The organism is Variovorax brevis, from assembly GCF_030317105.1.
Taxonomy (GTDB): domain Bacteria; phylum Pseudomonadota; class Gammaproteobacteria; order Burkholderiales; family Burkholderiaceae_C; genus Variovorax; species Variovorax brevis.
The window spans coordinates 726,104-751,632 of sequence record NZ_JASZYG010000001.1; the positions used below are offsets into that span (position 1 = coordinate 726,104).

Annotated in this window: 23 protein-coding genes; 18 read left to right on the forward strand and 5 right to left on the reverse strand. The window is 66.6% G+C overall.

Features of this window, described 5'->3' with window-relative positions; translation table 11 throughout:
- The first annotated feature begins 6 nt into the window (after positions 1-6).
- Entirely contained in the window at positions 7-3,993 is a 3,987-nt protein-coding gene (locus QTI66_RS03095; RefSeq protein WP_286557429.1) for a patatin-like phospholipase family protein, read from the forward strand.
- 6 nt (positions 3,994-3,999) lie between these two features.
- On the opposite strand, the gene QTI66_RS03100 is transcribed toward QTI66_RS03095, so the two are convergent.
- Positions 4,000-5,034: an AraC family transcriptional regulator gene (locus tag QTI66_RS03100; protein WP_286557430.1), complete on the reverse strand. Its 1,035-nt coding sequence runs from the start codon at positions 5,032-5,034 to the stop codon at positions 4,000-4,002.
- A 169-nt stretch (positions 5,035-5,203) separates the two neighbouring features.
- Between QTI66_RS03100 and QTI66_RS03105 the strand changes: the two genes are divergently transcribed.
- The 4 genes from QTI66_RS03105 to QTI66_RS03120 all read left to right on the forward strand — a co-directional run bounded on the left by QTI66_RS03105 (position 5,204) and on the right by QTI66_RS03120 (position 9,331).
- A complete protein-coding gene (locus QTI66_RS03105; protein ID WP_286557431.1) occupies positions 5,204-6,844 on the forward strand; it encodes an AMP-binding protein in 1,641 nt (546 codons plus the stop codon).
- Positions 6,841-7,728 (forward strand): SDR family oxidoreductase, encoded by an 888-nt coding sequence (locus QTI66_RS03110; RefSeq protein ID WP_286557432.1) that lies wholly within the window; start codon positions 6,841-6,843, stop codon positions 7,726-7,728. Before QTI66_RS03105 ends, QTI66_RS03110 begins: the two co-directional genes overlap by 4 nt.
- 120 nt (positions 7,729-7,848) lie before the next feature.
- On the forward strand, positions 7,849-8,670 hold the full coding sequence (locus tag QTI66_RS03115) for an alpha/beta fold hydrolase (protein ID WP_286557433.1): 822 nt from the start codon (positions 7,849-7,851) through the stop codon (positions 8,668-8,670).
- 22 nt (positions 8,671-8,692) lie between these two features.
- On the forward strand, positions 8,693-9,331 hold the full coding sequence (locus tag QTI66_RS03120) for a cysteine hydrolase family protein (RefSeq protein ID WP_286557434.1): 639 nt from the start codon (positions 8,693-8,695) through the stop codon (positions 9,329-9,331).
- 49 nt (positions 9,332-9,380) lie between these two features.
- Here QTI66_RS03120 and QTI66_RS03125 read toward each other — a convergent pair whose 3' ends face one another.
- Positions 9,381-10,541, reverse strand: coding sequence for an HPP family protein (locus tag QTI66_RS03125; RefSeq protein WP_286557435.1), 1,161 nt, complete (start codon positions 10,539-10,541; stop codon positions 9,381-9,383).
- Positions 10,542-10,832: 291 nt separating this feature from the next.
- Here QTI66_RS03125 and QTI66_RS03130 point away from each other — a divergent pair, with 291 nt between their 5' ends.
- The 9 genes from QTI66_RS03130 to QTI66_RS03170 all read left to right on the forward strand — a co-directional run bounded on the left by QTI66_RS03130 (position 10,833) and on the right by QTI66_RS03170 (position 20,019).
- Positions 10,833-12,626: a nitrite/sulfite reductase gene (locus QTI66_RS03130; RefSeq protein ID WP_286557437.1), complete on the forward strand. Its 1,794-nt coding sequence runs from the start codon at positions 10,833-10,835 to the stop codon at positions 12,624-12,626.
- Complete coding sequence (locus tag QTI66_RS03135) at positions 12,623-13,033, forward strand: DUF934 domain-containing protein (RefSeq protein WP_286557438.1); 411 nt, start codon at positions 12,623-12,625, stop codon at positions 13,031-13,033. The genes QTI66_RS03130 and QTI66_RS03135 overlap by 4 nt, the downstream gene beginning before the upstream one ends.
- A gap of 45 nt (positions 13,034-13,078) precedes the next feature.
- Positions 13,079-13,885: a phosphoadenylyl-sulfate reductase gene (locus tag QTI66_RS03140; RefSeq protein WP_286557440.1), complete on the forward strand. Its 807-nt coding sequence runs from the start codon at positions 13,079-13,081 to the stop codon at positions 13,883-13,885.
- 19 nt (positions 13,886-13,904) lie between these two features.
- Complete coding sequence (gene cysD, locus QTI66_RS03145) at positions 13,905-14,858, forward strand: sulfate adenylyltransferase subunit CysD (protein WP_286557442.1); 954 nt, start codon at positions 13,905-13,907, stop codon at positions 14,856-14,858.
- Between the two features lie 157 nt (positions 14,859-15,015).
- Positions 15,016-16,323 (forward strand): sulfate adenylyltransferase subunit 1, encoded by a 1,308-nt coding sequence (locus tag QTI66_RS03150; protein WP_286557443.1) that lies wholly within the window; start codon positions 15,016-15,018, stop codon positions 16,321-16,323.
- Between the two features lie 62 nt (positions 16,324-16,385).
- Entirely contained in the window at positions 16,386-16,715 is a 330-nt protein-coding gene (gene fdxA / locus QTI66_RS03155) for a ferredoxin FdxA (RefSeq protein WP_286557444.1), read from the forward strand.
- On the forward strand, positions 16,673-17,737 hold the full coding sequence (locus tag QTI66_RS03160; protein WP_286557445.1) for an NAD(P)/FAD-dependent oxidoreductase: 1,065 nt from the start codon (positions 16,673-16,675) through the stop codon (positions 17,735-17,737). The genes fdxA and QTI66_RS03160 overlap by 43 nt, the downstream gene beginning before the upstream one ends.
- Positions 17,738-17,827: 90 nt before the next feature.
- Entirely contained in the window at positions 17,828-18,370 is a 543-nt protein-coding gene (locus QTI66_RS03165) for a phosphatase PAP2 family protein (RefSeq protein WP_286557446.1), read from the forward strand.
- 314 nt (positions 18,371-18,684) lie between these two features.
- Positions 18,685-20,019 (forward strand): purine-cytosine permease family protein, encoded by a 1,335-nt coding sequence (locus tag QTI66_RS03170; RefSeq protein WP_286557447.1) that lies wholly within the window; start codon positions 18,685-18,687, stop codon positions 20,017-20,019.
- Here the strand turns inward: QTI66_RS03170 and thiD are convergent.
- The gene (thiD, locus tag QTI66_RS03175; RefSeq protein WP_286557448.1) at positions 19,961-20,827 is read right to left on the reverse strand and encodes a bifunctional hydroxymethylpyrimidine kinase/phosphomethylpyrimidine kinase; all 867 of its coding nucleotides are present in this window, start codon (positions 20,825-20,827) and stop codon (positions 19,961-19,963) included. The genes QTI66_RS03170 and thiD overlap by 59 nt on opposite strands.
- Before the next feature lie 44 nt (positions 20,828-20,871).
- Between thiD and QTI66_RS03180 the strand changes: the two genes are divergently transcribed.
- Genes QTI66_RS03180 through QTI66_RS03195 form a run of 4 tightly spaced genes read left to right on the forward strand, consistent with a single transcriptional unit; the run spans position 20,872 to position 23,943 of the window.
- Positions 20,872-22,002, forward strand: coding sequence for an FAD-dependent oxidoreductase (locus tag QTI66_RS03180; RefSeq protein WP_286557449.1), 1,131 nt, complete (start codon positions 20,872-20,874; stop codon positions 22,000-22,002).
- Complete coding sequence (gene thiS, locus QTI66_RS03185; RefSeq protein ID WP_286557450.1) at positions 21,999-22,196, forward strand: sulfur carrier protein ThiS; 198 nt, start codon at positions 21,999-22,001, stop codon at positions 22,194-22,196. The genes QTI66_RS03180 and thiS overlap by 4 nt, the downstream gene beginning before the upstream one ends.
- Positions 22,197-22,207: 11 nt before the next feature.
- A complete protein-coding gene (locus tag QTI66_RS03190; RefSeq protein WP_286557451.1) occupies positions 22,208-23,023 on the forward strand; it encodes a thiazole synthase in 816 nt (271 codons plus the stop codon).
- Positions 23,020-23,943: a thiamine phosphate synthase gene (locus tag QTI66_RS03195; protein WP_286557453.1), complete on the forward strand. Its 924-nt coding sequence runs from the start codon at positions 23,020-23,022 to the stop codon at positions 23,941-23,943. The genes QTI66_RS03190 and QTI66_RS03195 overlap by 4 nt, the downstream gene beginning before the upstream one ends.
- Positions 23,944-23,949: 6 nt before the next feature.
- On the opposite strand, the gene QTI66_RS03200 is transcribed toward QTI66_RS03195, so the two are convergent.
- Positions 23,950-24,195 (reverse strand): hypothetical protein, encoded by a 246-nt coding sequence (locus tag QTI66_RS03200; protein ID WP_286557455.1) that lies wholly within the window; start codon positions 24,193-24,195, stop codon positions 23,950-23,952.
- A 49-nt stretch (positions 24,196-24,244) separates the two neighbouring features.
- Positions 24,245-25,405: an ABC transporter substrate-binding protein gene (locus QTI66_RS03205; protein WP_286557456.1), complete on the reverse strand. Its 1,161-nt coding sequence runs from the start codon at positions 25,403-25,405 to the stop codon at positions 24,245-24,247.
- Between the last annotated feature and the right edge of the window lie 124 nt (positions 25,406-25,529).

The window sequence follows — 25,529 nt, forward strand, 5'->3', positions numbered from 1 at the left end:
ACTGCCATGGATTACATCGAGGAGCAGGTCAAGGCACGCCGCACGGCACTCAAGGACGACGAGATCTTTCGCAATGCCTCGGGTGTGTGGGGCCTGGCACTTTCCGGTGGAGGCATCCGCAGCGCAACCTTCTGCCTCGGCGTGCTGCGAGCACTGGCGCACACGTCGACCTTCCGGCGATTCGACCTCCTTTCCACCGTCTCGGGCGGCGGCTACATCGGCGCGATGCTCGGGCGCTTCTTCTCCCGCGCCCCGCGCGATGGTGGTGGCAAGGAAGTCGAGAAGCAATTCGGCGAGGCGGACAATCCCTGGTTCCTGTGGTGGCTGCGCGCCAACGGGCGTTACCTCATTCCGCACGGCGCCAAGGACACGACCTTTGCCGTCGCCCTCTTCATCCGGAACCTGTTCGCCGTGCACTTCGAACTGGGCCTGCTCGCGGTGCTGCTGGGCCTGGCCTTGTCGGGGCTGGACTTGCTGGGCTGGTGGGTGCTGGCGTGGCTGGGCTTCGTCGTGCCGACGCCCCTCTTTCCGGCGTTGCAAGGCTTGCCGCCCTGGTTCATCACGACCTTTCCGGTGGCCTGGCTTGCGCTGCCGGTGATCGCCCTGATCGGGGCGGCGCGCGCTTCGGCCTATTGGTCGGTGCTCTGGGTCTCCAGCGGCAAGCGACTGCTGCCCGCGTGGCTGCTGGGCTTCGCGCTCACGGCGATATTGATCGGGCTCTACTGGTGGTTGCCGGTGGGCATCGGGCCGGTGGGGCGAGCGCCGCGGCAGATCATCTGGATTGCGACCTCGGTGCTGCTGATCCTCTGGCTGTGCTCGGTTCCCATCTGCATCCGGTACCTCAAGAAGGTGCTGCCGGGCGATCCGCATCCGGCCGACTCGGCGCGAACGAACCTGACACAGGCGTTGGCGCGCACGTTCCGCGTGTTCAGCATCGTGGCGCTGGCGGGCATCGTCGATCGTTGCGCCTGGTTCATCGCCTTCGAGATGCAGGCCGTCTTCGAATTGGGCCAGGCTGAACTCGGCCTCTGGCTTGCCATTGCGGCCGCGGTCATTCGCGCCGTGGTCCCGATGACTTCCAAGCTGCTGCCCGGCGCCACGGGCACCGCGAGCGTGTTGATGGTGGGCCGGGTGCTGGGCTACCTGCTGACCTTCCTGCTGTGCGTCTGGTGGGTGTCGCTGGTGCAGACGGCGGTGCTGGGCGCGGCCTTCGTGGGCGGCATCGATGGCGTGTCGTATCTCAGTGCGGCGGGCATCCTGTTCCTCATCGCGGCGCCGGCGGTGGTCTATGTGATCCGCAGCGGCTCGAACGTGCAGTTCCTGAATCTTTCTTCATTGCACGCGTTCTATCGCGCGCGGCTGGTGCGCAGCTACCTGGGCGCGGCCAATGGCGATCGCTTCGACAAGGAAGCCGGACCGCTCGCTGCGCTGGGCACGGTGCACCCGGTGCCCAAGGAGAAGCGCGGCCATCGTCGCGTCGACGACGTGGAGTTCGATGACGACATCAGCATCAGCGACTACCAGCCGCAGGCATCGGGCGGGCCGGTGCACATCCTGAGCGCCTGCGTCAACCAGACGCGCGACCCGCGTGGTGGCTTGTTCAACCAGGACCGGCGCGGCCTGAATCTTTCGGTGGCGTCTGGCGGCTACAAGAAGGTGTCGCAGGGCGATTGGGAACCCATGCCGAAGGAAACGGCGTTGACCCTGGGCACGTGGATGGCCGTGTCGGGCGCGGCCTTTGCGCCGGGCTTGGGCGCCGCCACGCGCGGCGGCATCTCCGCATTGGCGACCTTCGCCGGCGTGCGGCTGGGCTTCTGGTGGGACAAGGCCACGCGCGAGAACAGCACGAACAAGGCACGCTTTTGCGCCAAGTCCGCGGGCATGGTGTCGGAGACCTTCGGCCATTTCGAAGGCACGGAAGGGGACGACTGGTTCCTGACCGACGGCGGGCATTTCGAGAACACCGCCGCCTATGCACTGCTGGCCGAGCGGGCCGAAGTCATTGTGCTGGCCGACTGCGGGGCCGACCCGCAATACGCCTTCGAAGACCTGGAAAACCTGGTGCGCAAGGCGCGCATCGACTTCCAGGCGGAGATTCTTTTTTGCCGCCGGCCCGACGCGCAGCCGGCGGAGCGACCCGCGCAAGACGTCAGCATGCCGCTTGCCACCGCGGCCAGGTCGGATGCGTTGAAGGCGTGGCCGGTGCTCTCGAAGTTCGGCTCGCTCAACGACCTCGCATCGTCCAACAGCTCGGCGTGCCTGGCGCTGGCAACCATCACCTACTGCGGGGAAAAGAGGTCGACTGGCATCCTCATCGTCATCAAGCCGAACCTGTGCAGCGGCTTGCCGGTGGACCTGGTGAACTTCAAGGAGCAGCACCCTGACTTTCCGCAGGAAACGACGGTGGACCAGTTCTTCTCGGAAGCCCAGTGGGAAAGCTACTACCACCTGGGCACCTTCCTGGGGGGTGAGTTGAACCGCGCATTCCTCGAATGCATGGTGCACGAGTCGGGCAAGTACTTCGTGCCCGACGATTGCTCGCCTTTCGAGGCCCGGCGCAAGCGCAAGGCCGACGTGCTCGCAGCCGCCCAGGGCGCCATGGCCGACCCCATGGCGGCGGGCGCCGCGGGTGTTGCCGCAGCTTCGGTCGCCAGCGCCGCGGCTGGCAGCAAGCGCCTGCCGTCGCGCATTGCAGCGCCGGCCACGGTCGGCGCGGCCACCTTGAGCTTCGGGGCGATTGCCACCGTCGGCATCGCCACCTGGCAAGCCATCGACACCGCCAAGAGCGCTTATGAAAAGCAACTGTCCGACGAGCGCTCGGCCCTTCGGGAACTGACGGAAGCGTGGGTCAAGGCGGTCCAGGCGCCTGCGAACGACAACAACACCGCGCTCTCGACCCTCGCGGCGGTCCTGGTCAGGACGGCGGACAACCTGTGCCCCACCGACGACGCCCAATGGTTCCGCAATTCCGACCTCGCGCAGACGGTGTTCGAATGGACCAAGGGACGCTGCGAGACCATCACCCAGGACGGCAAGCCGGAAGTGTGTTCCACCTTCCTGATGAGCATCAATTCGATCAAGGGCGCGGGCTCCAGTTGCCTGCGCAAGCAGGGCGGCGTCTTCAACGTGTTTCCGCGCCCGCGCTACTGGATCTACGACTACACCGGCACGGCTGACCGGCTGGAGTCCCACCCTTGCGACCAGGTGGCGATCGACAAGACCAACCAGATCCTGCTGGCGCAGAAGGAGCGGCCCTTTGCCTATCGCGAAGACTGCCGCTACGGTGGACGCTTTGCGCTGACGCCGGACCAGTTGATGAAGCACGAGCAGAAGGCGAAGGCAGAGTTGGGCGCAAGGCCTTCCGTCCCGTCGTCGGCGCCTGCGCCGAAGCCGGCTCCACCGCCGGCGCCCGTCCCTGCGCCCGCTCCAGTGCCCACGCCCGCCACCACCACGCCGGCGGCAGGCACGCCGTCGGCCGTGGCCCCGAGCTCGCCGCCACCGCCACCGCCACCAGTCACGCCGCCACAGGTACCCACCGCGCCGCCTCCTGCCGCCACCACGCCCCCCGAACCACCCAAGGCCGTGGAGCCACCACAGGCCACGACGCCCGTGCCTTCGTCACCCGGCACGCCCACCGGCAAGGGCCCGTGCACCGGCATCACCGTCTACATCCAGATCCACGGCCCGGAAATGCGCAACGTCGCGCGTGGCTACCGCGAGCAATGGCGCAGCCTGGGCGCCAGCGTGCCGCCCATCGACGACGTCGTTGCATCGGCGCGCACGCGTGGTCGCGCCAGCCCGAGCCCGGTGCGACAGACCACCGTGCGCTATCACGACGACGCATCGGTCACCTGCGCCTACGCGCTCGGCTACAAGCTGGGCGGAAGCGCCGCGAACTGGAAAGTGGAGCCGCTGGGCCCCCGGTTCACGCCCACGCCCAACACGGTCGAAGTGTGGATTCCCCCGGCCACGGTTCCTGCCACGGCCTATTGACGACCGTCAAGGCGCACCCGACAACTGCAGTTCGCTGCGGCTTCGATATTTCCCGGGCGATGCATTGAACCAGCGCTTGCATGCCCGCTGGAAGATGCTCTGGTCGGCAAAGCCCAGCAGGAAGGTGGCCTGGACCAGCGACACATCGCGCTGTCGCAAATATTGCTGGGCAAGTTCGCGGCGCGTGTTGTCCAGCAACTGCTGGAACGATGTGCCCTCGTCCTGCAGGCGCCGCTGCAAGGTGCGTTCGCTCATGCAAAGCGCACTCGCAATCTCTTCGCGGCGTGGCTCGCCCTCAGGCAGTTTCCGGATGATCGCTTCACGCGCCCGCTGGCTGACCTGCGCAGCGCCCAGGCGCTCCAGACCTTCGCCCAGCAGTCGCTCGTGCAACTCGGCCAGCAAGGGGTTGGACGTCGGCAAGGGCCGCAGCACGTCGGCCCGTTCGAACAGCACCACGTAGGCCGGCGCGTCGAAACGCAGGGGGCACTGGAAGGCTTCGTCGTAGAGCCGCCGATCCGCCGGCGCGGACTGCGCGAGTTCGATGCCCTTGGGATGCAACTCGCGTCCGGTGAGCCAACGGCAGAAGGCGATGAAAGTGAGCAGGTCAAACTCGTAGCGCTGGGGTGGCACGGGATGCTCGCCGCCAAAGATCTCGAAGCTGAGGCGGCATTCGGTGTCGCTGTACGCGAGCTTGACCTCGCCGCCTTCCGTCACGATGCGCAGGTATCGCGCAAGGCGTTCGAGTCCTGCCTGCAGGTTGGCGCAGGACATCATCGCGTAGCCCAGCACTTCGAAGCTCGCCAGTTGCGCCATGCGCGGTGCCGTGAGCGCAATGGCCGGATTGCCCGAGCGCTGCGCAGCCAGCTGCCACAGCCGGCTGAGCTCTTCGGAGGTGAAGCGCGCCTCGACGCGGCCCAGCGCCGACCAGTCCATGTCCAGTTCCCTGAACATGGCCTGCACGTCCAGGCCCTGCGACGCCAGCATGCTGGCGATGCCGCTGACCCAGGTGGACGACGTGGTGCGCCGAGTGCTGCTGCTCATGTCTCTGTCTCCTTGCTTCCGGCACGCGGATTGTCGTCGCAAAGCAATAAAAGTGGCCGCGAGAGCCACTGCCGGATCGGGCGTCCTTTCCTACGATTCAGCCACGCAAGACAAGCACCAGAGCCACCCCGGAACCCCTTCGCTTTTTCAACCTTCAGGAGTACACACCATGCGCATCAAGCCCTGGCTCGCCAGCTACCGCGAATACGACATTGCGGCCGACATCGATCCCCGTTCCCACCGATCGGTCGTCGACCTCCTCGAAGGCGCGATGGCGCGCTTTGCGGACAAGCCCGCGTTCCGCGCCTTCGGTCAGGTGCTGAGCTACGCCGACGTCGATCGCCAATCGGCCGCATTTGCCGCCTGGCTGCAGCATGAACTCGGCGTCAGGAAGGGCGACCGCGTCGCGGTGATGACGCCCAACCTGATGGCCTTTCCGATCGCCTTCCTGGGTATCGTGCGCGCCGGCGCGGTGCAGGTCAACGTCAACCCGCTGTACACGCCGCGCGAACTGGCGCATCAACTCAACGACTCGGGCAGCGAGATCATCGTGATCTACAACGGCGCCACGCCGACCCTGGCCGAGGTGCTGCCCCAGACGCGCATCAAGACGGTGATCACGGTGTCGCCGGGCGACGGAAGCGATGTCGAATTGCCCGGCCCGCCGGTCGATGCGCGCCTGGCCGGCAGCCGCACCTTTGCCCAGGCACTGCGCAAGGGCGCGACGCTGACCCGCCAGCCGGTGGAACTTGGCGCAAGCGACCCGCTGTTCCTGCAGTACACCGGCGGCACCACCGGCCTGTCGAAGGGGGCGTGCCTGTCGCACGGCAACCTGGTGGCCAACACCGAACAGTTCAAGGCGCTCATCACCGCCGCCATGCGGCCGGGCGAAGAGGTCATCGTCACCGCGATTCCGCTCTATCACATCTTCGCGCTGATGGTGAACTTCATCACCTTCTTCTCCGTGGGCGCGGAGAACTGGCTGGTCGCCAATCCGCGCGACATGGACGGCTTCGTCGACGTCCTCAAGGAGGCCCGGCCCAGCGTGTTCATGGGCGTGAACACGCTCTATGCAGGCCTGACGACGCATCCACGCATCGGCGAAGTGGACTTCTCCAGGTTGCGGCTTTGCGGCGGGGGTGGATCGGCCGTGATTGGCGCCACCTCGGAGAAATGGAAGGCGATCACGGGCAAGTACATCCGCGAGGGCTACGGTTTGTCGGAGACGGGGCCCTTGCTTGCCTTCAACCCGGCCGGGATCACCGATTTCAACGGCACGACCGGCCTGCCCTTGCCCCTCACGGACATCAAGCTGCTCGACGAAGACGGCAACGAGGTGCCCACGGGACAGGCCGGCGAAGTCTGCGCCAGGGGGCCGCAAGTGATGTCCGGCTACTGGAACCAGCCCGAGGCCAACGCGGCGGCGTTCACCGCGGACGGCTATTTCCGCACCGGCGACGTCGGCGTCCTGGACGAGCGGGGCTTCCTGCGGATCGTCGACCGCAAGAAGGACATGGTGCTGGTGTCGGGCTTCAACGTGTTCCCCAACGAGATCGAGGCGGTGGTCGGCGCTTGCCCCGGCGTGGCGGAATCCGCCTGCATCGGCGTGCCGGACGAGAAGACGGGCGAGGCGGTGAAGCTCTTCGTCGTCAAAACGCCGGGTGCCGAGCTGGACGCCGACGACGTGATAGCGCACTGCCGCAAGCAACTGACCGCCTACAAGGTGCCCCGCATCGTGCGCTTCACCGAGGCGCTGCCCAAGACCGCCGTCGGAAAGATCCTCCGGCGCGATCTTCGCAACGTCGCATGAACGCCAGCCCCTCCATTGCTTCATCCATCCAGGAGATGTCCACCATGATCGTCCAGCAATTGCTCCCCGCCGACCTGTTCAAGGGCAAGACCGTTTTCGTCACCGGCGGCGGCAGCGGCATCAACCTCGGCGTCGCCAGCAACTTCGCCGCGCTCGGCGCCCATCTCGCCATTTGCGGCCGCAGCCAGGAAAGGCTCGACAGCGCCGCGGGCCAACTGCGCGCCCTGAACCAGCACGTGGACGGCAAGGTCTTGGCCGTGGCCGCCGACGTTCGCGACCCCGCGGCGCTCGGCGCCGCGTTCGAGCGCACCGGGGCGCAGTTGGGCCCCATCGACGTGCTGGTCGCCGGCGCGGCCGGAAACTTCATTTGTCCGGCCGAAGAGCTGAGCCCGAACGGCTTTCGCACCGTGATCGACATCGACCTGATGGGCGCCTTTCACGCCTCGCGGCTCGGCTTCGGGCAGCTGAAGAAGACGCGCGGCTGCCTGATCTACATCTCGGCCGCGCAGGCCTCGGTGCCGCAGGTCTACCAGGCGCACGTGGGCGCGGCCAAGGCCGGCATCGACATCATGATGAAGAACCTGGCAATCGAGTGGGGACGCCACGGCATCCGCGCCAACAGCGTGGTGCCCGGGCCGATCGCCGGCACCGAGGGCTTCAAGCGCCTGGTGAGCGAGGACGACGCGGCGGAACTGCGCGATGCCTTGCCGCTGCGCCGCCACGGCTCGGTGGACGACATCGGGCAGGCCGCGGTGTTCCTGGCCTCGCCACTCGCGCAGTACATCACCGGCACCGTGCTCAAGGTGGATGGTGGCCTCTCGCTCATCGGCTCGGCGCTGCTGAACCGCCAACTCGAGGCGATGCCGCGGCCGGCCCGGGCCTGAGACCGCTTGCTGCCTGCTTCCTGACGCACGGCCTTGCGCCACACGCCCACGCTGGGCCATCCTTGACCCTGCGCCACCTCATCGCGCATCCCTTCAACCGAACCTCCAGGAAACTTGAAGATGCCCTACATCAAGACGAAAGACGGCACCCAGATCTACTACAAGGACTGGGGCCAGGGCCAGCCCATCGTGTTCTCGCACGGCTGGCCCCTGAGTGGCGACGACTGGGACAACCAGATGCTGTTCTTCCTGCACCAGGGCTTTCGCGTGATCGCGCACGACCGGCGCGGCCACGGCCGCTCCACGCAGACGTACACCGGCAACGAGATGGACACCTACGCCGACGACCTGGCCGCGCTCACCGCCGCGCTGGACCTGAAAGACGCCGTGCACGTGGGCCACTCCACCGGTGGCGGCGAAGTCGCGCGCTACCTCGGCCGGCACGGCAGTCAGCGCGTGGCCAAGGCGGTGCTGATCGGCGCGGTGCCGCCGATCATGGTCAAGACGCCGGCCAACCCGGGCGGCCTGCCGATCGAGGTGTTCGACGGCATCCGTGCCGGCGTGGCCGGCAATCGTGCGGAGTTCTATCGCGACATCACGCTCCCCTTCTACGGCTACAACCGCCCGGGTGCCAACATTTCGGAAGGCATCCGCCAGCACTGGTGGCTGCAGGGAATGATGGGCGGCATCAAGGCGCACTACGACTGTGTCAAGGCCTTCTCGGAAACCGACTTCACCGAAGACCTGAAAAAGATCGACGTGCCCACCCTGGTGATGCACGGCGACGACGACCAGATCGTGCCCATCGGCGCTTCGGGCCTGCTGTCGGCCAAGCTGGTGAAGGGCGCGACGCTCAAGGTGTACCCCGGCCTGCCGCACGGCATGTGCGCGACGCACCCCGATGTCATCAACGCCGACCTGCTGGCGTTCCTGAAGACCTGAAGATTCGCCCGAGGAGCCCGTCATGAGCGCACCCGCCATCGTCATCGGCGAAACCGGCCTGCTGCTGGTCGACCCCTACAACGACTTCCTCAGCGACAACGGCAAGCTGCAAAGCCGCGCCAAGGCGGTGATGGACGAGGTCGGCACCATCGCCCACATGCGCGAGGCGGTGTCGGCCTGCCGCGCGGCGGGCATCACGGTGTTCTACGTGCCGCACAACCGCGCCAGGCCGTCGGACTTCAGCAACTGGGCGCACCCCACGCCTTACCAGCTCGGCGGCCACCGCATCCAGCTGTTTGCCGAAGGCACCTGGGGCGCAGAGTGGCATCCGGACTTCCAGCCGCAGCCCGAGGACGTGATGATCAAGGAGCACCGCGGCTCCAGCGGCTTTGCCAACACCGACCTCGACATCCAGCTGCGCCAGCACGGCGTGCGCCGGGTCGTGCTCATCGGCATGCTGGCCAACACCTGCCTGGAAACGACGGGCAAGTTCGCCGTCGAGCTGGGCTACCACGTCACCCTGGTGCGCGACGCGACGGCGGCTTTCTCGACGGAAGCCATGAAGGTCGCCCACGAGATCAACGGGCCGACCTATGCGCACGCCATCATCACGACCAGCGAGCTGGTGGCCGCGCTGTCGGCCGAGGGGAGCGCAGCATGAGCAGCGCCGTCGTGATGTCGACTACGCGGGGCCACTGAGGACCGGCGAGTCAGGCCTGCCCCTCGCCCTCCGCACGGAACACGGCCGCCACCAGATCCGACTGCGTGATCATGCCGACCAGCCGCTTCTCGTGGTCGACGATGGGCAGGTGATGGTGGCCCGTGCTGCCAAAGAGCGGCACGAGGTCCACCAGCGGCCGGTCGACGCTGGAGATGCGCACGCGGCGCGTCATGATCTGGCCGACGACGTCGGGTTTGCTGGAGTGCACGGTTTGCGTCCAGCGGATCAGCCCCTTGAGCCGGTCGCCGAAGCCTTCGTGCAGGTCGAGGTCGGCCGCCTTCAAAAAGTCGGCCAGCGTCACGATGCCGACCACGCGCCGCGCGCCATCGACCACCGGCAGCGCCTTGATGCGCTTTTGCCGCAGCAGCGTCCACGCGTCCTGCAAGGGCGTTCCAAAGGACACCGTGACCACGTCGCGCGACATGACGTCGGCACAGGTGGTCTGGGCCAGCGTGCGGTGGTAGCTCTGCAATTGCGTCTGGCCCAGCAGCGCGAGCAGGTCGTCCCGCGGCACGTCCAGGAACTGGTTGTAGCGCGCCAGCACTGCGTCCAGGTCTTCCTCGGTGGCGCCCCTGGCCGCGTTGGCGGGCCCCGGCGCGGAGGTCTGCGGGTGCGGGTAGCGACGGCCCGTGGCGGTATTCCACGCGATACCGGCCATCACCATCAGCACCGAATTGAGCATGACGGGCACCAGCGCCGCGTGCGGATCGGTGATGCCCCCGAGCGCCATCATCAAGGCGCTGGCGCCGCCGGGCGGATGCAGGCAGCGCAGCGCCAGCATCAAGGCGATGGCCAAGCCCACCGCCATGGCAGCGGCAAGGTCCACCGGGGCGATCAGGCGCGCGCACAGGATGCCCACCAACGCCGACAAGGTGTTGCCACCGATCACGGCCCACGGCTGCGCCAGCGGACTGGCCGGCACGCCGAACACCAGCACCGCGCTGGCGCCCATTGGCGCGACGATCCACGTCATGGGGGCACTCAGCCCGGCCACGTGGCACAGCACCGCGGTGAAGAGAATGCCGAGCAGCGCCCCTGCCACCACGCGCAGGCGCTCGCGGCCGTTGATGGCGATGGGCGCAGGCCAGAAGGCACGCAGCCAGTCCGGTGATTTCTGAAGCGCAGCAGCGATGGCGGACGGCGAATTCATGAGCGGGGACGATCTCACTAACAAGGTGCCGCATTGTTACAGCGACACTGGGAGTCCTAGAATCCCGCGTTTCCCCGCGCCAATGGGCTAAAAACCCCCGGCAAATTGGGTGCCCGCCTTATCCGGAAACGGCACCTGATCGTCCCGCAACCCGCATGGATGCTGGTGAATAAGCTTATCCGCATAAAGCGCGAACCAAAAAATAGTTTGTTTCCATAAGGCGCCCTTCTACAGTCGCTGCTCGCTCTTGCAGCCCTGTGTGTGGGCATAGCTTTTTCGCAAGACTTCACGATGTACCAATACACAGAATTCGACCGCCAGTTCGTGCACCTTCGTGCCGGGCAATTCCGCGACCAGCTCGAGCGCTGGCAAAAGGGAAAGATCTCCGAAGACGAGTTCCGCCCCTTGCGCCTGCAAAACGGCTGGTATGTGCAACGCTATGCGCCCATGCTGCGCGTGGCCGTGCCGTATGGCGAAGTCTCCAGCGCCCAGTTGCGCGTGCTGGCGAAGATCGCCCGTGAATACGACGAGCCGGAAGCGGCCGTCTACAAGCAGGCGCTTGAGACGCAAGGCAAGCTCGGCACGCACAAGCTGCCGACGCACTACGCCCACTTCACCACGCGCCAGAACGTCCAGTACAACTGGATTCCGCTGAGCAAGTCGGCCGACGTGATGGACCTGCTGGCTTCCGTGAACATGCACGGCATCCAGACCAGCGGCAACTGCATCCGCAACATCACGAGCGACGAGCGCGCCGGCATCGCAGTCGACGAAATTGCCGATCCGCGGCCCTTTGCCGAAATCATGCGGCAGTGGAGCACGCTGCACCCTGAATTCGCCTTCCTGCCGCGCAAGTTCAAGATCGCCATCACGGGCGCAAAGGAAGACCGCGCCGCAACCGGCTGGCACGACGTGGGCCTGCACCTGGTCAAGAACGACGCGGGCGATTTGGGCTTTCGCGTGCAGGTCGGTGGCGGCATGGGCCGCACGCCGATCATCGGCACCGTGCTGCGCGAGTTCCTGCCGTGGAACCAGATCATGAATTACCTGGAAGCGGTGATTCGCGTCTACAACCGCTACGGCCGCCGCGACAACATCTACAAGGCGCGCATCAAGATCCTGGTGAAGGCCGAAGGCCAGCGCTACATCGACGACGTCGAAGCCGAATACAAGCAGATCTTCGAGCACGACGGCGCGCCGCACACGGTGACGCAAGCCGAACTCGACCGCGTGACGGCTTCCTTCGTGCCGCCGGAGCTTGCCAACCGCATCTATCAAAGCCCTGAAGAGACGGACGCCGAGCTCAAGGCCCAGGCCGCCGACGACGTGCAGTTCGCACGCTGGCTGGCCCGCAACGTCGCGCCGCACAAGAACCCGCTGCTGCGCGCCGTGACGCTGTCTTTCAAGCGCCTGCATCAAGCGCCGGGCGATGCCGACGCGAACCAGCTCGACACCATCGCACGGCTGACGGACCGCTTCTCGGCCGGCGAAGCGCGCGTGACGCATGACCAGAACATCGTGCTGCCGTGGGTGCATGCCGAAGACCTGCACGCGCTGTGGCTTGCAGCCCGCGAAGCCGGCTTTGCCAGCGCCAATGTGCACCTGCTGACCGACATGATCGCCTGCCCCGGCGGCGACTTCTGCGCACTGGCCAACGCACGCTCGATCCCGATTGCGGAAGCGATCACCGAGCGTTATCAAGACCTGGACGAACTCGACGACCTCGGCGAGATCGACCTGCACATCAGCGGCTGCATCAACTCCTGCGGCCATCACCACAGCGGGCACATCGGCATCCTGGGCGTCGACAAGGACGGCAAGGAGTGGTACCAGGTCACGTTGGGCGGCTCGGACGGCTCGCTGCTGTCGGGCACGCCGCAGGCCGGCAAGGTGGTCGGCCCCTCGTTCTCGGCGGCCGAAGTGCCGGACGTGATCGAGGCGGTGCTCAACACCTACCGCGATGTGCGCGACACCTCCGGCGCCAAGCGCGAAACCTTCATCGACACGCTGCGCCGTGTGGGCATCGAACCCTTCAAGGCCGCCGCCAATGGTGCGCGTTTCAAGGCCGAGGAGGTGGCAGCATGAACAAGACCTTGAAGCTCATCGCAGCCGAAGACCACGTGGACGATGGCGACCCGAACGTGCTGCAACTCGCCAACGACGCCGATCCGCTCGCCATCGAGGTGTGCCTTGCGGATGTGGAACGCATCGACCTGAACTTCCCCAAGTTCACTGACGGGCGCGCCTACAGCCAGGCCTTCCTGCTGCGCCGCCGCCTTGGTTACAAGGGCGACATCCGCGCCACCGGCGACGTGCTGATCGACCAGTTGGTGCAAATGGAACGCACAGGCTTTTCCAGCGCCGTGCTCAAGGAAGGCGTGGACGCCACCGATGCACAACGCCAGTTCGACCGCTTCTCGGCCTTCTACCAGGGCGATGCGGTGGAGACGGCGCCGCTGTTCCATCGCGCCGCCGACAAGACGGCTGCCTGACAACTGATTGCCCCACCAAAAAAACGCTTCGATCCCGCAACCGCCATGAACGCCATCTCGCTCTACGCCAAGCCCTCTGCCGACTTCGACGAAAAGGTTGCCGAGAGCGTCGCACTGCTGCAGCGCGCGGCGGGCGAGTTTGCGCCCGTCACGCAGGCTTCGAGCCTCGGCGCGGAAGACATGGTGGTGACGGACTTGATCCAGCGCTTTCGGGTTCAGTCGTCCATCTTCGTGCTGGAGACGGGCAAGCTGCACAAGGAAACGCTGGCGCTCATCGACCGGCTGCAAACGCACTACGCCCGCGAGATCGAGATCTATCGTCCGGACGGCAGCGAAGCAGCCAGCTTCGTCAAGGCCAACGGCGAAGACGCGATGTACAAGAGCCTCGAACTGCGCAAGGCCTGCTGCCACATCCGCAAGATGGAGCCGCTGGAACGCGCGTTGTCGGGCAAGCGTGCGTGGATCACCGGCCTGCGGCGCGAACAGTCCGGTGCGCGTGCCGAGGTCGAGTTCATCGAGCACGGCGAGCGCGCCAAGATCAACCCGCTGGCGCGCTGGACTTGGGGCGACGTGTGGCACTACATCGCCACCTACAAGGTTCCGTACAACCCGCTGCACGATCGCTTCTACCCGAGCATTGGTTGCGAGCCCTGCACGCGCGCCGTGACGCTGGGCGAGGACTTCCGCTCCGGCCGCTGGTGGTGGGAGCAGGAAAGCGCCAAGGAATGCGGCCTGCACGTGGCCGCCGACGGCACGCATGAAGCCGAAGAGCCGGCCGCCTTCGAGCCGCTTTCCGCGGTGTCGCCGCTGCCGCAGCAAAGCGTGATTCCGATCCGCGCCGTCCCGAACTGAATCGCCCCGAACGAACGAAATGAACGCCCGAACCGATCTCGACCTTTTGCAGATTCCAATGCATTCACCTGCGCGCCTGTCCAACACGCACCTCGACGCCCTCGAAGAGGAAACCATCTTCATCCTGCGCGAAGTTGCAGCCGCTTTCGAACGCCCCACGCTGCTGTTCTCCGGCGGCAAGGATTCGCTTGTGATGCTCAAGTGCGCCGAGAAAGCCTTTGGCGCCGGCCGCCTGCCCTACCCGCTGCTGATGATCGACACCGGCCACAACTTCCCGGAAGTGACGGACTTTCGTGACCAGCGCGCGAAGGAACTGGGCGCCGAACTGATCGTGCGCAGCGTCGAGGATTCGATGAAGCGCGGTACGGTGCGCCTGGCGCATCCGGGCGAATCGCGCAACGTGCACCAGTCGGTCACGCTGCTCGAAGCCATCGAGGAATTCCGCTTCGACGCGCTCATCGGTGGCGCACGCCGCGACGAAGAAAAAGCCCGTGCCAAGGAACGCATCTTTTCGCACCGCGACAGCTTCGGCCAATGGCAGCCCAAGGACCAGCGCCCCGAACTCTGGACGCTGTTCAACACACGCCTGGCCCCGGGCGAACACTTCCGCGTGTTCCCCATCTCCAACTGGACCGAACTCGACGTGTGGCAATACATCGAGCGCGAGAACATCGCCCTGCCCTCGATCTACTACACGCACAAGCGTGAAGTGGTGGAGCGCCGCGGCCTGCTGGTGCCGGTGACCGAACTCACGCCGCCGAAGGATGGCGAGCAGATCGAAGTGCGCGACGTGCGCTTTCGCACCGTCGGCGACATCACCTGCACCTGCCCGGTGGACAGCCTCGCCGCCGATGCCGGCGACGTGGTCATTGAAACTTTGGCCGCCGACGTGAGCGAACGCGGCGCCACGCGCATGGACGACAAGACGTCCGACGCCTCGATGGAAAAGCGAAAGAAGGACGGCTACTTCTAAAGGGCTTGTTGCTCGCCCCCAGGCTGCGCGCACTTCCTGCGCTCCGCCAACCCCCTACCGGGGGCGCCACCAGAGGCCCGGCAAAGCCGGTGCCCCGGGTGGCCCGCGTGAATACGGACAGATCGTTGTCGCCAGTGAGTGCGACGGAGAAATTTGAATGACTTTGACAACCGACGTGGCAGTTGAACTGGACACCGGCACCGCCCTGCGCTTCATCACCTGCGGCAGCGTGGACGACGGCAAGAGCACGCTGATCGGCCGCCTTCTGGTGGACAGCAAGACCGTCCTGCAAGACCAACTCGCCGGCGTGCAGCGCGGCGGCGAAACCGATCTGGCGCTCTTGACCGACGGCCTTTCGGCCGAGCGGGAGCAAGGCATCACCATCGACGTGGCCTATCGCTACTTCTCGACGGCCAAGCGCAAGTTCATCATCGGCGACGCGCCGGGCCATGAGCAGTACACGCGCAACATGGTCACGGCCGCTTCGGCTGCCGACGCGGCCGTGGTGCTGGTGGACGCCACCAAGCTGCCGTGGGCCGGCGAAGTGCTCGATGGCGAAGTCGTCGTGCAGAACCTGCTGCCCCAAACGCGCCGCCACACGTTGCTGTGCAAGCTGCTGCGCGTGCAGTCGATCGTGTTCGCGGTCAACAAGCTCGACGCGATGAACGATGCGCAGGTTGCGTTCGAGCGCATTTCGAGCGCGCTCAACTCCTTTGCCGAAGCCGCCGACATCAACGTGACGGCCATCGTGCCGATCTCCGCGCTCAAGGGCTGGAACGTGGCCTCGCGCCACGCCGACTGGTGCGACTACGAAGGCCCGAGCCTGCTCGAATTGCTCGAAAACCTTCCGGTCACGCAGCAGGACGAAGCCGTGCCCTTCGCCTTCCCGGTGCAATGGGTCGAAAAGTTCTCCGCCTCGGCCGACACCTCGCGCGGCCGCCGCGTGTTCTGGGGCCGCGTGGCCAGCGGACACATCGAGCCGGGCCAGACGATCACCATCCTGCCGAGCGGGCAAACCGCCACGGTGGCGCAGGTACTCGACCATGCACGCCACCCGAAGATCGTTCATGCCGGCCACAGCGGCGGCATCGTGCTCGATCGCGAAGTCGACGTGTCGCGCGGCGACTGGCTGCTGGCGCCCAACTCATTCGAAGCGACGCGCGAAATCACCGCGACCGTCGCCTGGCTGGACGACGAACCGCTGATGGCGGGGCGCGTCTACTGGGCGCTGCAAGGCCATCGCTGGGTCAAGGCCAAGGTGGCGCGTCTCGTCGACAGGCTCAACATCAACACGCTGGACGCTGAACCGGCGGACAAGCTGGAAGCCAATTCGATCGGCGACGTGGTGCTGGCGTTGCAGCAGCCGCTGGCCGTCCTGCCGTTCACGAAATCGCGCTCCTTGGGCTCGCTGGTTTTGGTCGATACCGCCTCGCACCGCACCGCCGCGGCCGTGCTGGTGCGCTGAAGCGCCCGAAGAAAGTAAAATCAAGGGTTTCCCCCGAATTCAAACTTGGCGCCAGACCTCCAATGACCCACGTCGTTTCCGAATCGTGCATCCGCTGCAAGTACACCGACTGCGTCGATGTTTGCCCCGTGGACTGCTTCCGCGAAGGCCCCAACATGCTCGTCATCGACCCCGATGAGTGCATCGACTGCGCGGTGTGCATCCCCGAATGCCCGGTCAACGCGATCTACGCCGAGGAAGACCTGCCGGGCGACCAGATCGCCTTCATCAAGATCAACGCCGAACTCGCGCTGGCCGACGGCTGGAAGAGCATCACCAAGCGCAAGCCCGCCCTTCCCGACGCGGAAGAGTGGAAAGACAAGACCGGCAAGATCTCGGAGCTGGTGCGCTGAGCACGAATCAACAGCCCGTCGAGACCGACGCCCTCGTCATCGGCGCCGGTCCGGTGGGCCTGTTCCAGGTCTTCCAGCTCGGCCTCCTTGAAATCTCCTGCCACGTGGTCGATGCGCTCCCAAGCGCGGGTGGCCAGTGCGTCCAGCTCTACGGCGACAAGCCCATCTACGACATTCCCGGCACGCCCGTGACCTCGGGTCGCGGGCTGGTCGAATCGCTGCTGCGTCAGATCGAACCCTTCGCGCCCCAATTTCATTTCGGTGAACAGGTCGCCACGCTGGCGCGCCAGGACGACGGGCGACTGCTGCTGACGACGAACCGGGGCACCGCATTCCTTGCGAAGACCGTCTTCATCGCCGCCGGCGTCGGGGCTTTCGTGCCCAAGCACGTCGCGGTCGATGGCATCGAGGCGCATGAAGGCACACGCCTGTTCTATCACCCCGAATCGCTTGAGCGCTTCACCGGGCTCGATGTGGTGGTCAATGGCGGTGACGACGCGGCACTGGAGGCTGCGCTGGTCCTGATTGGCCTCGCCTCATCCGTGACCTTGCTGCATCGCCGCGATGCCTTCCAGGCAAGCGACGAAACGGTTGCCAGGGTGCGCGAGCGCATGGCGGCCGGTGCGCTGCGCCTTGTGGTCGGTCAACCCCAGGCATTCGATGGGTCAACCCTACGCGTGGCCACGCCCGATGCGCAAAGCATCGACCTGCCGCTCGACGCCCTGATCGCCTTCCTCGGCATCTCGCCGCGCCTTGGACCCATCGCCGACTGGGGCCTGGCGCTGGAGCGCAAGCAGGTGCCGGTCGACACCGAGCGGTACGAGACGCGCGAGCGTGCCGTGTTCGCGGTCGGCGACGTCAACACCTACCCCGGAAAGAAAAAGCTGATCGTGTGCGGCTTCCACGAAGCCACGCTGGCGGCTTGGGCGGCAACGACGGTCGTTTTCCCCGACAAGTCGATTCCGCTGCAGTACACGACGACCAGCACGCGCCTGCATCAACTGCTGGGCGTCCAGCACTGATTCCACCTCCCGCCTGGCCGGCGGCGAAGCGGAACGAAACCTGAATCGCGAATTCACCGGGCGGCCACATTGGCTGCCCAGGATGGGCGCATGCAGGCGCTCAATATCGAACTCTTTGAATGGATCAACCACAGCCATGCGCCCGAAGCGTTGCTCCTGTGGTTTGCAAGTCATGGCGCGCTGCTCTGCGCATTGCTGGTGGTTGGCGTGTTGTGCCTGCGCCCCAGGGACGGCCTGTATGCCTTTGGCATCGTCGTGGCAGCCGCCGTGGCGGCCCTCGTCGTGCACGGCCTGGCCCGCGCGATCGACGAGCCGCGGCCTTTCATGCTGGGCCTGGGCACGCTTCGCATGGGGCATGGGCCGCGTGGCGCCATGCCGAGCGCACATGCGGCCGTGATGTTCACTTGCGCACTTTTGATGTTGCAGCGGCCTTCCCTGCGACTTGCAGGCCTGGTCGCGCTGGCGCTCGCCGCCATCACGGGATGGGCGCGCGTCTACGCCGGCGTTCATTTTCCTTTCGACATTGTTGGCGGACTGCTGCTGGCGGCGGTGATCGCGGCGGGCGCTCGTCTGGTGTCACGCCTGTGGCTGGCGGTCGCAAAGCCCCAGCTGACCCAAGCCCTGAACCGATAGCTGGGCGACACGTCGAACGGCCTTGAAATCCTCGCCGGACACAATGACGTCGTCGCGCCTACAATGTCCGCTCGCTAGGGGTGCTGGGTCGGCTTGCCGGCCTTGCTGAGAAAAAACCCTTTGAACCTGTTCGGTGAACCGACCCGGCTGAAACCGGGGAAGAACACCGGGGTCTTCCGTGTTGTTTACATCGGGGGACTGAGGCAATCCTCGCGCAGGGAAGCTGGTCAGGCCGCCGTCACATCAATTTCTTCCGTGCCGGCACTCACGCCGAACCGTGCCCACCTGCCAAACATTTGCATTGGAGCAATTGAATGGCAAATCCGAACACTTCCGCCCCGGCGGCCAACGAAGCGCTGACGCCGCTGCCGGACAGCGCACGCGCCTTCGGCTTGCACGACCACACCGCCCTGTGGTTCAGCCTCGGCGTGGGCCTGCTGGTCATGCAGGTCGGCGCATACCTGGTTCCCGCCGTCGGCACGCGCGACGCGGCGATGGCCATCGTGCTGGGTTCGTGCATCGGCGCGGGCCTGCTGGCGTGGACGGCGCGAATCGGCTGCGAAAGCGGCCTCGCCAGCGCCGGCCTCATGCACCGGACCTATGGCAGCGCCCTTGCGCGGCTGCCCGTCGTGCTCAACATCGTCCAGCTCATCGGGTGGACCACCTTCGAATTGGTCATCATGCGCGAAGGCACGCAGGCCATCGGCAAGCAGTCGGGCTTTGCCTTCGACGGCGCAATGGGCACCGTGCTGACGACGCTGCTGTGGGGCGCGGTGCTGCTGGCGCTCCTGGCCGGGTCCATGGTGCGGCTGGTGCGCCGCTTCGTGAGCCGATTCGGCCTGCCGCTGGTCGTGCTTTCGCTGCTGTGGCTGAGCTGGCAGTTCGCCACGCAACTGCACGCCAAGGGCTTCGATGCCTTCTGGTCGCGACCCGGGGACGGCAGCATGGGCATGTTCAGCGCGCTCGACCTGGTGATCGCCATGCCCGTCTCCTGGCTGCCGCTGGTGGCCGACTACGCGCGCCACGGCCGCCGCAGTGGCGCAGGCCTGGGCAGCGCCTTCAGCGGCACCTGGATCGGCTACGTGCTGGCCAATATCTGGTGCTACGCCCTGGGCGTGATGGTCGTCAGCGTGGCCGAGCCGGGCACGAGCCTGGTCACGGCGCTGCTGCTGGCGCAAGGCGGGCTCCTCGCGCTGGGCCTCATCCTCATCGACGAACTCGACAACGCCTATGGCGACGTGTATTCGGGCTCGGTGTCGGCGCACAGCCTTCAGCCGCGCTGGAGCGTGCGCCGCTGGGGCCTGTGGATCGCGGTGGCCTGCATTGCACTGGCGCTGGTGCTGCCCATGCACAGCCTGGAGCCTTTCCTGCTGCTGCTCAGCTCCGTGTTCGTGCCCCTTTACGGCGTGATCCTGGGGCGGCTCGGCACGGGTGGCCTGGCGGCGATGCAAACTGCTGCGCGCCGCGTCGACTGGCCCGCCGCCATCATCTGGATCGCGGGCATTGCCGTGTACCACGCCTGCGCCAAATGGGCGCCGCAATGGGGCTCGGCCTTGCCGACGCTCCTGGCGACTTTCGTGCTCGCCTGGCTTACGCGTCCGGCTTCAGCGCAAGGCGGTGCGTCGGCACTGGCGCAAAGCCGTGGTTGAGCGGACCGTGTCCGTGGCCGACCTGCACATCCGCACCGGCCTGCATGGCGCCAATGACGTAGGCGCGCGCCCGCGTCACCGCGTCGGGCAGCGTGGCGCCCAGCGCGAGATGCGCCGCGATGGCCGAGGACAGCGTGCAGCCGGTGCCGTGCAGATTGCGGCTCGAGATGCGGGCGGACGCGAGGCGCAAAGGCGGTCCGCCGGCCTGCTTCAGCAGGTCCACCACCTCGTCGCCGGGGAGGTGTCCGCCCTTGAGCAATGCGGCGTGCGCGCCCAGCGCAAGCAGTTCGTCCGCCGCCGCGTCGAGCGCGTCCACGCCTTCGATGGGATGGCCGATGAGCAATGCCGCCTCGTCCAGGTTGGGCGTGACCACCACCGCGCGCGGAAAGAGTTCGCGCACGAGGCGATCCACCGTTTCTGCCGCGATCAGGCGGTCGCCGCTGGTGGCCACCATGACGGGGTCGAGCACCACGTTGGGCAGCTTGTAGTGGTCGATGGCCCAAGCCACCACTTCGACGATCTCGGGCGCATGCAGCATGCCGAGTTTGACGGCGTCGACGCCGATATCTTCCACCACCGCCTTGATCTGCGCCCGCAGGAATTCCGGCGGCACGCCGTGAATGCCCGAAACGCCCTGCGTGTTCTGGGCGGTCAGCGCGGTGATGGCCGTCATGCCATAGCAGCCGAGGGCGGCGAAGGTCTTCAGGTCGGCCTGGATGCCGGCGCCGCCGCCGCTGTCGGAACCCGCAATGGTCAGGACGCGGGCGTAGCGCGTCGTTTCTTGCGCGCGGGAAAATGCATTGCTCATGTTGAAAATTATCAGCCACACCGCCGATGCGCCGCGTTGAAGCCATGAATCGCCTTCCAGACCTTCCCTTTCGCTCGGTCGCGATCCTCGGCGCGGGCCTGATGGGGCGCCTGCTCGCGGTCACGCTGGCGCAGTCGGGCTGCAAGGTCGACGTCTACGAAGCCGGCAGTGCGCAGGCCGAGGGCGCGGCTGCGCGGGTGGCGGCCGCCATGCTGGCGCCACTGGCTGAATCGGCCGTTGCGCCGGCGAGCCTGGTGCGCATGGGCCATCACGCGTTGGGACGCTGGCCCGAGCTGCTGGCTGCGCTCGAAGAGCCGGTGTTCTTCCAGCGCGAAGGCACGCTGGTGCTGTGGCATCGGCAGGACGCGCCGGAAGCGATGCGCCTGGCCCGCGTGCTGGAGCGCACCTGCGCCACCGTGCCGCAGTTGCTGGCCATGCAGTCGCTCGACGCTGCCGCGATCTGCGCGCTGGAGCCGGCCTTGGGCACACGCTTCCAGCAGGGGCTCTACCTGCCGCAAGAGGGGCAGCTCGACAACCGCGCACTGCTTGCGTCGCTGCATTCCACGCTGCAGGCCGCGCCGGGCGTTCGGCTGCATTGGCAATCGCCGCGCCAGCCGGATGACTTCTCGCCCGGCGCAAAGGGCCAGCCCGATTGGGTCATCGATTGCCGTGGCCTGGGCGCCCGACCGCAATGGAACGCGCTGCGCGGCGTGCGTGGCGAGGTCATCCGCGTGCACGCGCCGGAGGTGTCGCTGCAGCGTCCGACGCGGCTCGTGCATCCGCGCTATCCGCTGTACATCGCGCCCAAGCCGGACGGTGTCTTCGTGATCGGCGCCACCGAGATCGAGTCGGACGACATGTCTCCGGCCAGCGTGCGCTCCACGCTCGAACTGCTGAGCGCCGCCTATTCGGTGCACAGTGGCTTTGCCGAAGCGCGCATCCTCGAGATCGCCACCCAGTGCCGCCCGACGCTGCCCGACAACCTGCCCGAGATCCGGCAGATCGCGCCGCGCGTGATGCAGATCAACGGCCTTTACCGGCACGGCTTCATGATCGCGCCCGCCATGCTCGACATTGCGCTGGAACTGCTCACCACCGGCGAATCGCCGATGGCGGCGCAGTTCGGCCTGAACGCATCGGCCTGCCTGCAGCCCAGCCTCGAACCCACACCATGAAAGTCCTCATCAACGACACGCCGCACGAGTTGGCGTCCAACGCAACGCTGCCCGATGCGCTCCAGGCCATCCAGGCCACGCCTCCTTTTGCAGTCGCGATCAACCGCGAGTTCGTGCCGCGCTCGCAGTACCCCGCGCGCGTGCTGCGCCCCGACGATTCCATCGAAGTGATTCGCCCCGTCACGGGCGGCTGAAGCTTTTCAAGATGACCTCCTCCACCAAACTCCACGACCCCCTCGTCCTGTACGGCCAGGCCTTCGAGAGCCGCCTTTTGCTCGGAACGGCCCGCTACCCATCGCCCGACGTGCTCGAATCCGCCGTGCGCCGCGCCCGGCCGGCCATGCTGACGGCGTCATTGCGGCGCCAGACGGCCACGCCCGGCTCTGCCAGCAGCGACAACGGCTTCTGGGACATGCTGCGCGAACTCAAGGTGCCGGTGCTGCCCAACACCGCCGGCTGTCACAGCGTCGAAGAAGTGATCGCCACCGCCAGCATGGCGCGAGAACTGTTCGACACGCCGTGGATCAAGCTCGAACTCATCGGCGACGACTACACGCTGCAGCCGGACACGCTCAACCTCGTCGACGCCGCATCGCGCCTGATTCGCGACGGCTTCCAGGTGTTGCCGTATTGCACCGAAGACCTGGTGCTGTGCCAGCGCCTGGTCGATGTGGGCTGCCAGGCGGTGATGCCTTGGGCGGCTCCCATCGGCACCGGACGCGGCCCCGTCAACCCCTACGCGCTTCAACTGCTGCGCGAACGGCTGAAGGTCCCGATGCTCGTGGATGCGGGCCTGGGCCTGCCCTCCCACGCCTGCCAGGTCATGGAGTGGGGTTACGACGGCGTGCTGCTCAACACGGCGGTGGCGCTGGCGCAAGACCCTGTCGCGATGGCCGGTGCCTTTGCCGACGCCGTCGCTGCCGGACGCGCTGCGTTCCTGGCCGGGGCGATGGCAGCGCAGGAATCCGCCCAGCCCAGCACGCCGGTGCTCGGCACGCCCTTCTGGCATCACGCGTCATGAGCGAAGAACAACGCATGGCGCAAGCCATCATTTCCGCGCACCGCGATCGCTTTGGTGCGCAGGCGGACACGCCGGCGCCGCTGTTCACGCGCGACGATCCGGTCTACCGGGCCGCAAAACTGGCCTGCGCCACGCTCGGCTTCATCGAGGTGGATGCCGAGTGCCTGGCCCTCGCCTGGCAGGCGCAAACCGCGCGCACGACGCGCTTCGACGCTTCGCATTGGCCTGACACGCCCGCGGACTTCGGCATGGGCACCTTTCCGCCTGCCGCCCGCGCCAACGCCTTTCCCGCCTGCCCGCAGCAGCTTGGCCTTTACGCCGTGCTGCCGGATGCGCAATGGGTGGGCCGGGTGGCGCGCGCAGGCGTTCCCACGGTGCAACTGCGCTTCAAATCGGATGACGCCGCTGCCGTTGATCGCGAAGTGCGTGCCGCGGTCGAAGCGGTGCGCGGCACGCCGTCGCTGCTGTTCATCAACGACCACTGGCAAGCGGCCATCGCGGCAGGCGCCTACGGCCTGCACCTCGGGCAGGAAGACCTCGATGCACTCAGCCCCGCCAGCCTGCAGCAGATCCGCGACGCCGGCTTGCGGCTGGGCGTGAGCACGCATGGCTACGCCGAGATGGTTCGCGCCGACGCCGTGAGCCCCAGCTACATCGCCATGGGGGCGGTGTTTCCGACCACGCTCAAGCGCATGGCGACCATGCCTCAAGGCCTGGCGCGCCTGTATGCCTATGCGCGGCTCACGCGCGGCTATTCGCAAGTGGCCATCGGCGGCATCGACGCGCAGCGCCTGCCGGAAGTGATGGCATCGGGCGTGGGGTCGGCGGCAGTCGTTCGCGCCATCGTCAGCGCTGAAAATCCCGAAGAAGCCTGCGCGCAACTGCGCGAAGCGGTCGACGCCGGCATGGCGACCGCCTGAGCGCCATCAGCTCGATCGCGTCTTTTCCCGATGCAGCGGGAAGCGGTCGAGCATTCGCCGGCCCAGGGACGTGATGGAGAACACCACCGCTGGCGGCTGCTCATAGCCCGACAAGGTGCGCACGGGCGGCGGAATGTTGGCCTTCACGTGGCCCGCCATGCTCAGGATGCGCAGGCCATCGACATCGTCGCCAACCGACAGCGCGATTGGTAATTCGACCAAGGCCAGTTTATGCAGCAGGAGCAGCGACACGGACGGTGCTTCAGGCGCGCGGCAGCCTTGGCTTGGCGCGCTATTTTTTCTAGCTGACCAGGCGTCCGTTGGAGCCGATCACGGCCACGTCGACGAACTGGTTGCCCTCGCGGTTGGCGCGGCCAAAGCCGATCTTCACGCCGCCGAGGTCGTGGTTCTCGATGCCGGCCAGCGCGGCAATCACGGCGGCACGGCTGGGCGCCGGACCCGCGCGACGCAGACCCTCCACCAGCACCGCGGCATCCATGTAGCCTTCGAGGCTGGGCAGAGAGAAGGCCTTGGAGCCGTTGGCTTCCATGTCGGCCTGGTACCTGCGGACAATTTCGAAACGCGTCGCAAAGGGCGAAGGCACGACGATGGCAAAGCCGACGCCGCGCGCTGCATCGCCCATGGGCGTGAGCGAACCTGCCGTGATGGACAGGCCATACACCGTGCTGTTGCCGCCCGCGGCGCGCAACGCCTTGATGAACGCCGGTGCCGTGCCGGCCAGGCCCGCGATCACCACTTGCGGCGCCGCCTTGGCAATGGCAGCCGCTGCAGGCTCCACTTCGAGGCTGATGGTGCTCGGCGTCGTGGCGATGACGGCGGGTTCGAGCTTGAACTTGGCCAGCGATGCCTTGTAGGCCGCCAGCACGGATTGCCCCAGCGGATCATTCGAATGCACGATGCCGATCTTGCTGATGCCCAACACTGCGGCGGTCGCAATCAGCTTGTCGACTTCCTGATCGTAGTTGGCGCGAACCCAGAAGGTGTTGGGGGCCGTCTTCTTGCGAAGCGACACGGTGCCCGTGTTGGGCCCGACGACGGCCAGGCCCGGCACCGCGTCCATGACCTCTGCCGTCTGCCGCGTGCCCAGCGGGTGCAGCATGGCGACGACCGAGTTGTCCGCCGCAAAGGCCAGCGCGTTGGACTTGGCAACGTCCGGCTTGAACTGGTCGTCCGCCATGACCAACTCGACCTTGGTGCCGTTGATTCCGCCCGCCTTGTTGATGGCCGCGATGCAGGCACTGGAGCCCGCGAACAGGCCCGAGCCATTGGTCTTCTCGACACCGCTGTTGTCGAAGGTGGCGCCGATGCGAAGGGTCTTGGCCTGGGCGAACACCGGCATGCCCAGGACGGTGGCGGCGGCTGCGCCGGCGACGCGCGTCAGGACCTGACGGCGGGTGGTGGTCGACGAGGGAGACTTTGCGCTTGCTTGCGTTGCGTTCATGATCCGTCTTGAGTCTGGTTGCCGGTTGGTTGCCACCGCGCAGCTTCAAGATCCGCAACCTGCACAAGATGCAGTCAGGACATATCGACGGCGGCGCAAGGTGTTGAAAATCAACATGGATTCA

Coding starts and splice junctions, on each gene's coding strand:
- QTI66_RS03095 (WP_286557429.1), top strand. CDS start 7: ATGGATTACATCGAGGAGCAGGTCAAGGCACGCCGCACGGCACTCAAG.
- QTI66_RS03100 (WP_286557430.1), bottom strand. CDS start 5,034: ATGAGCAGCAGCACTCGGCGCACCACGTCGTCCACCTGGGTCAGCGGC.
- QTI66_RS03105 (WP_286557431.1), top strand. CDS start 5,204: ATGCGCATCAAGCCCTGGCTCGCCAGCTACCGCGAATACGACATTGCG.
- QTI66_RS03110 (WP_286557432.1), top strand. CDS start 6,841: ATGAACGCCAGCCCCTCCATTGCTTCATCCATCCAGGAGATGTCCACC.
- QTI66_RS03115 (WP_286557433.1), top strand. CDS start 7,849: ATGCCCTACATCAAGACGAAAGACGGCACCCAGATCTACTACAAGGAC.
- QTI66_RS03120 (WP_286557434.1), top strand. CDS start 8,693: ATGAGCGCACCCGCCATCGTCATCGGCGAAACCGGCCTGCTGCTGGTC.
- QTI66_RS03125 (WP_286557435.1), bottom strand. CDS start 10,541: ATGAATTCGCCGTCCGCCATCGCTGCTGCGCTTCAGAAATCACCGGAC.
- QTI66_RS03130 (WP_286557437.1), top strand. CDS start 10,833: ATGTACCAATACACAGAATTCGACCGCCAGTTCGTGCACCTTCGTGCC.
- QTI66_RS03135 (WP_286557438.1), top strand. CDS start 12,623: ATGAACAAGACCTTGAAGCTCATCGCAGCCGAAGACCACGTGGACGAT.
- QTI66_RS03140 (WP_286557440.1), top strand. CDS start 13,079: ATGAACGCCATCTCGCTCTACGCCAAGCCCTCTGCCGACTTCGACGAA.
- cysD (WP_286557442.1), top strand. CDS start 13,905: ATGAACGCCCGAACCGATCTCGACCTTTTGCAGATTCCAATGCATTCA.
- QTI66_RS03150 (WP_286557443.1), top strand. CDS start 15,016: ATGACTTTGACAACCGACGTGGCAGTTGAACTGGACACCGGCACCGCC.
- fdxA (WP_286557444.1), top strand. CDS start 16,386: ATGACCCACGTCGTTTCCGAATCGTGCATCCGCTGCAAGTACACCGAC.
- QTI66_RS03165 (WP_286557446.1), top strand. CDS start 17,828: ATGCAGGCGCTCAATATCGAACTCTTTGAATGGATCAACCACAGCCAT.
- QTI66_RS03170 (WP_286557447.1), top strand. CDS start 18,685: ATGGCAAATCCGAACACTTCCGCCCCGGCGGCCAACGAAGCGCTGACG.
- thiD (WP_286557448.1), bottom strand. CDS start 20,827: ATGAGCAATGCATTTTCCCGCGCGCAAGAAACGACGCGCTACGCCCGC.
- QTI66_RS03180 (WP_286557449.1), top strand. CDS start 20,872: ATGAATCGCCTTCCAGACCTTCCCTTTCGCTCGGTCGCGATCCTCGGC.
- thiS (WP_286557450.1), top strand. CDS start 21,999: ATGAAAGTCCTCATCAACGACACGCCGCACGAGTTGGCGTCCAACGCA.
- QTI66_RS03190 (WP_286557451.1), top strand. CDS start 22,208: ATGACCTCCTCCACCAAACTCCACGACCCCCTCGTCCTGTACGGCCAG.
- QTI66_RS03195 (WP_286557453.1), top strand. CDS start 23,020: ATGAGCGAAGAACAACGCATGGCGCAAGCCATCATTTCCGCGCACCGC.
- QTI66_RS03205 (WP_286557456.1), bottom strand. CDS start 25,405: ATGAACGCAACGCAAGCAAGCGCAAAGTCTCCCTCGTCGACCACCACC.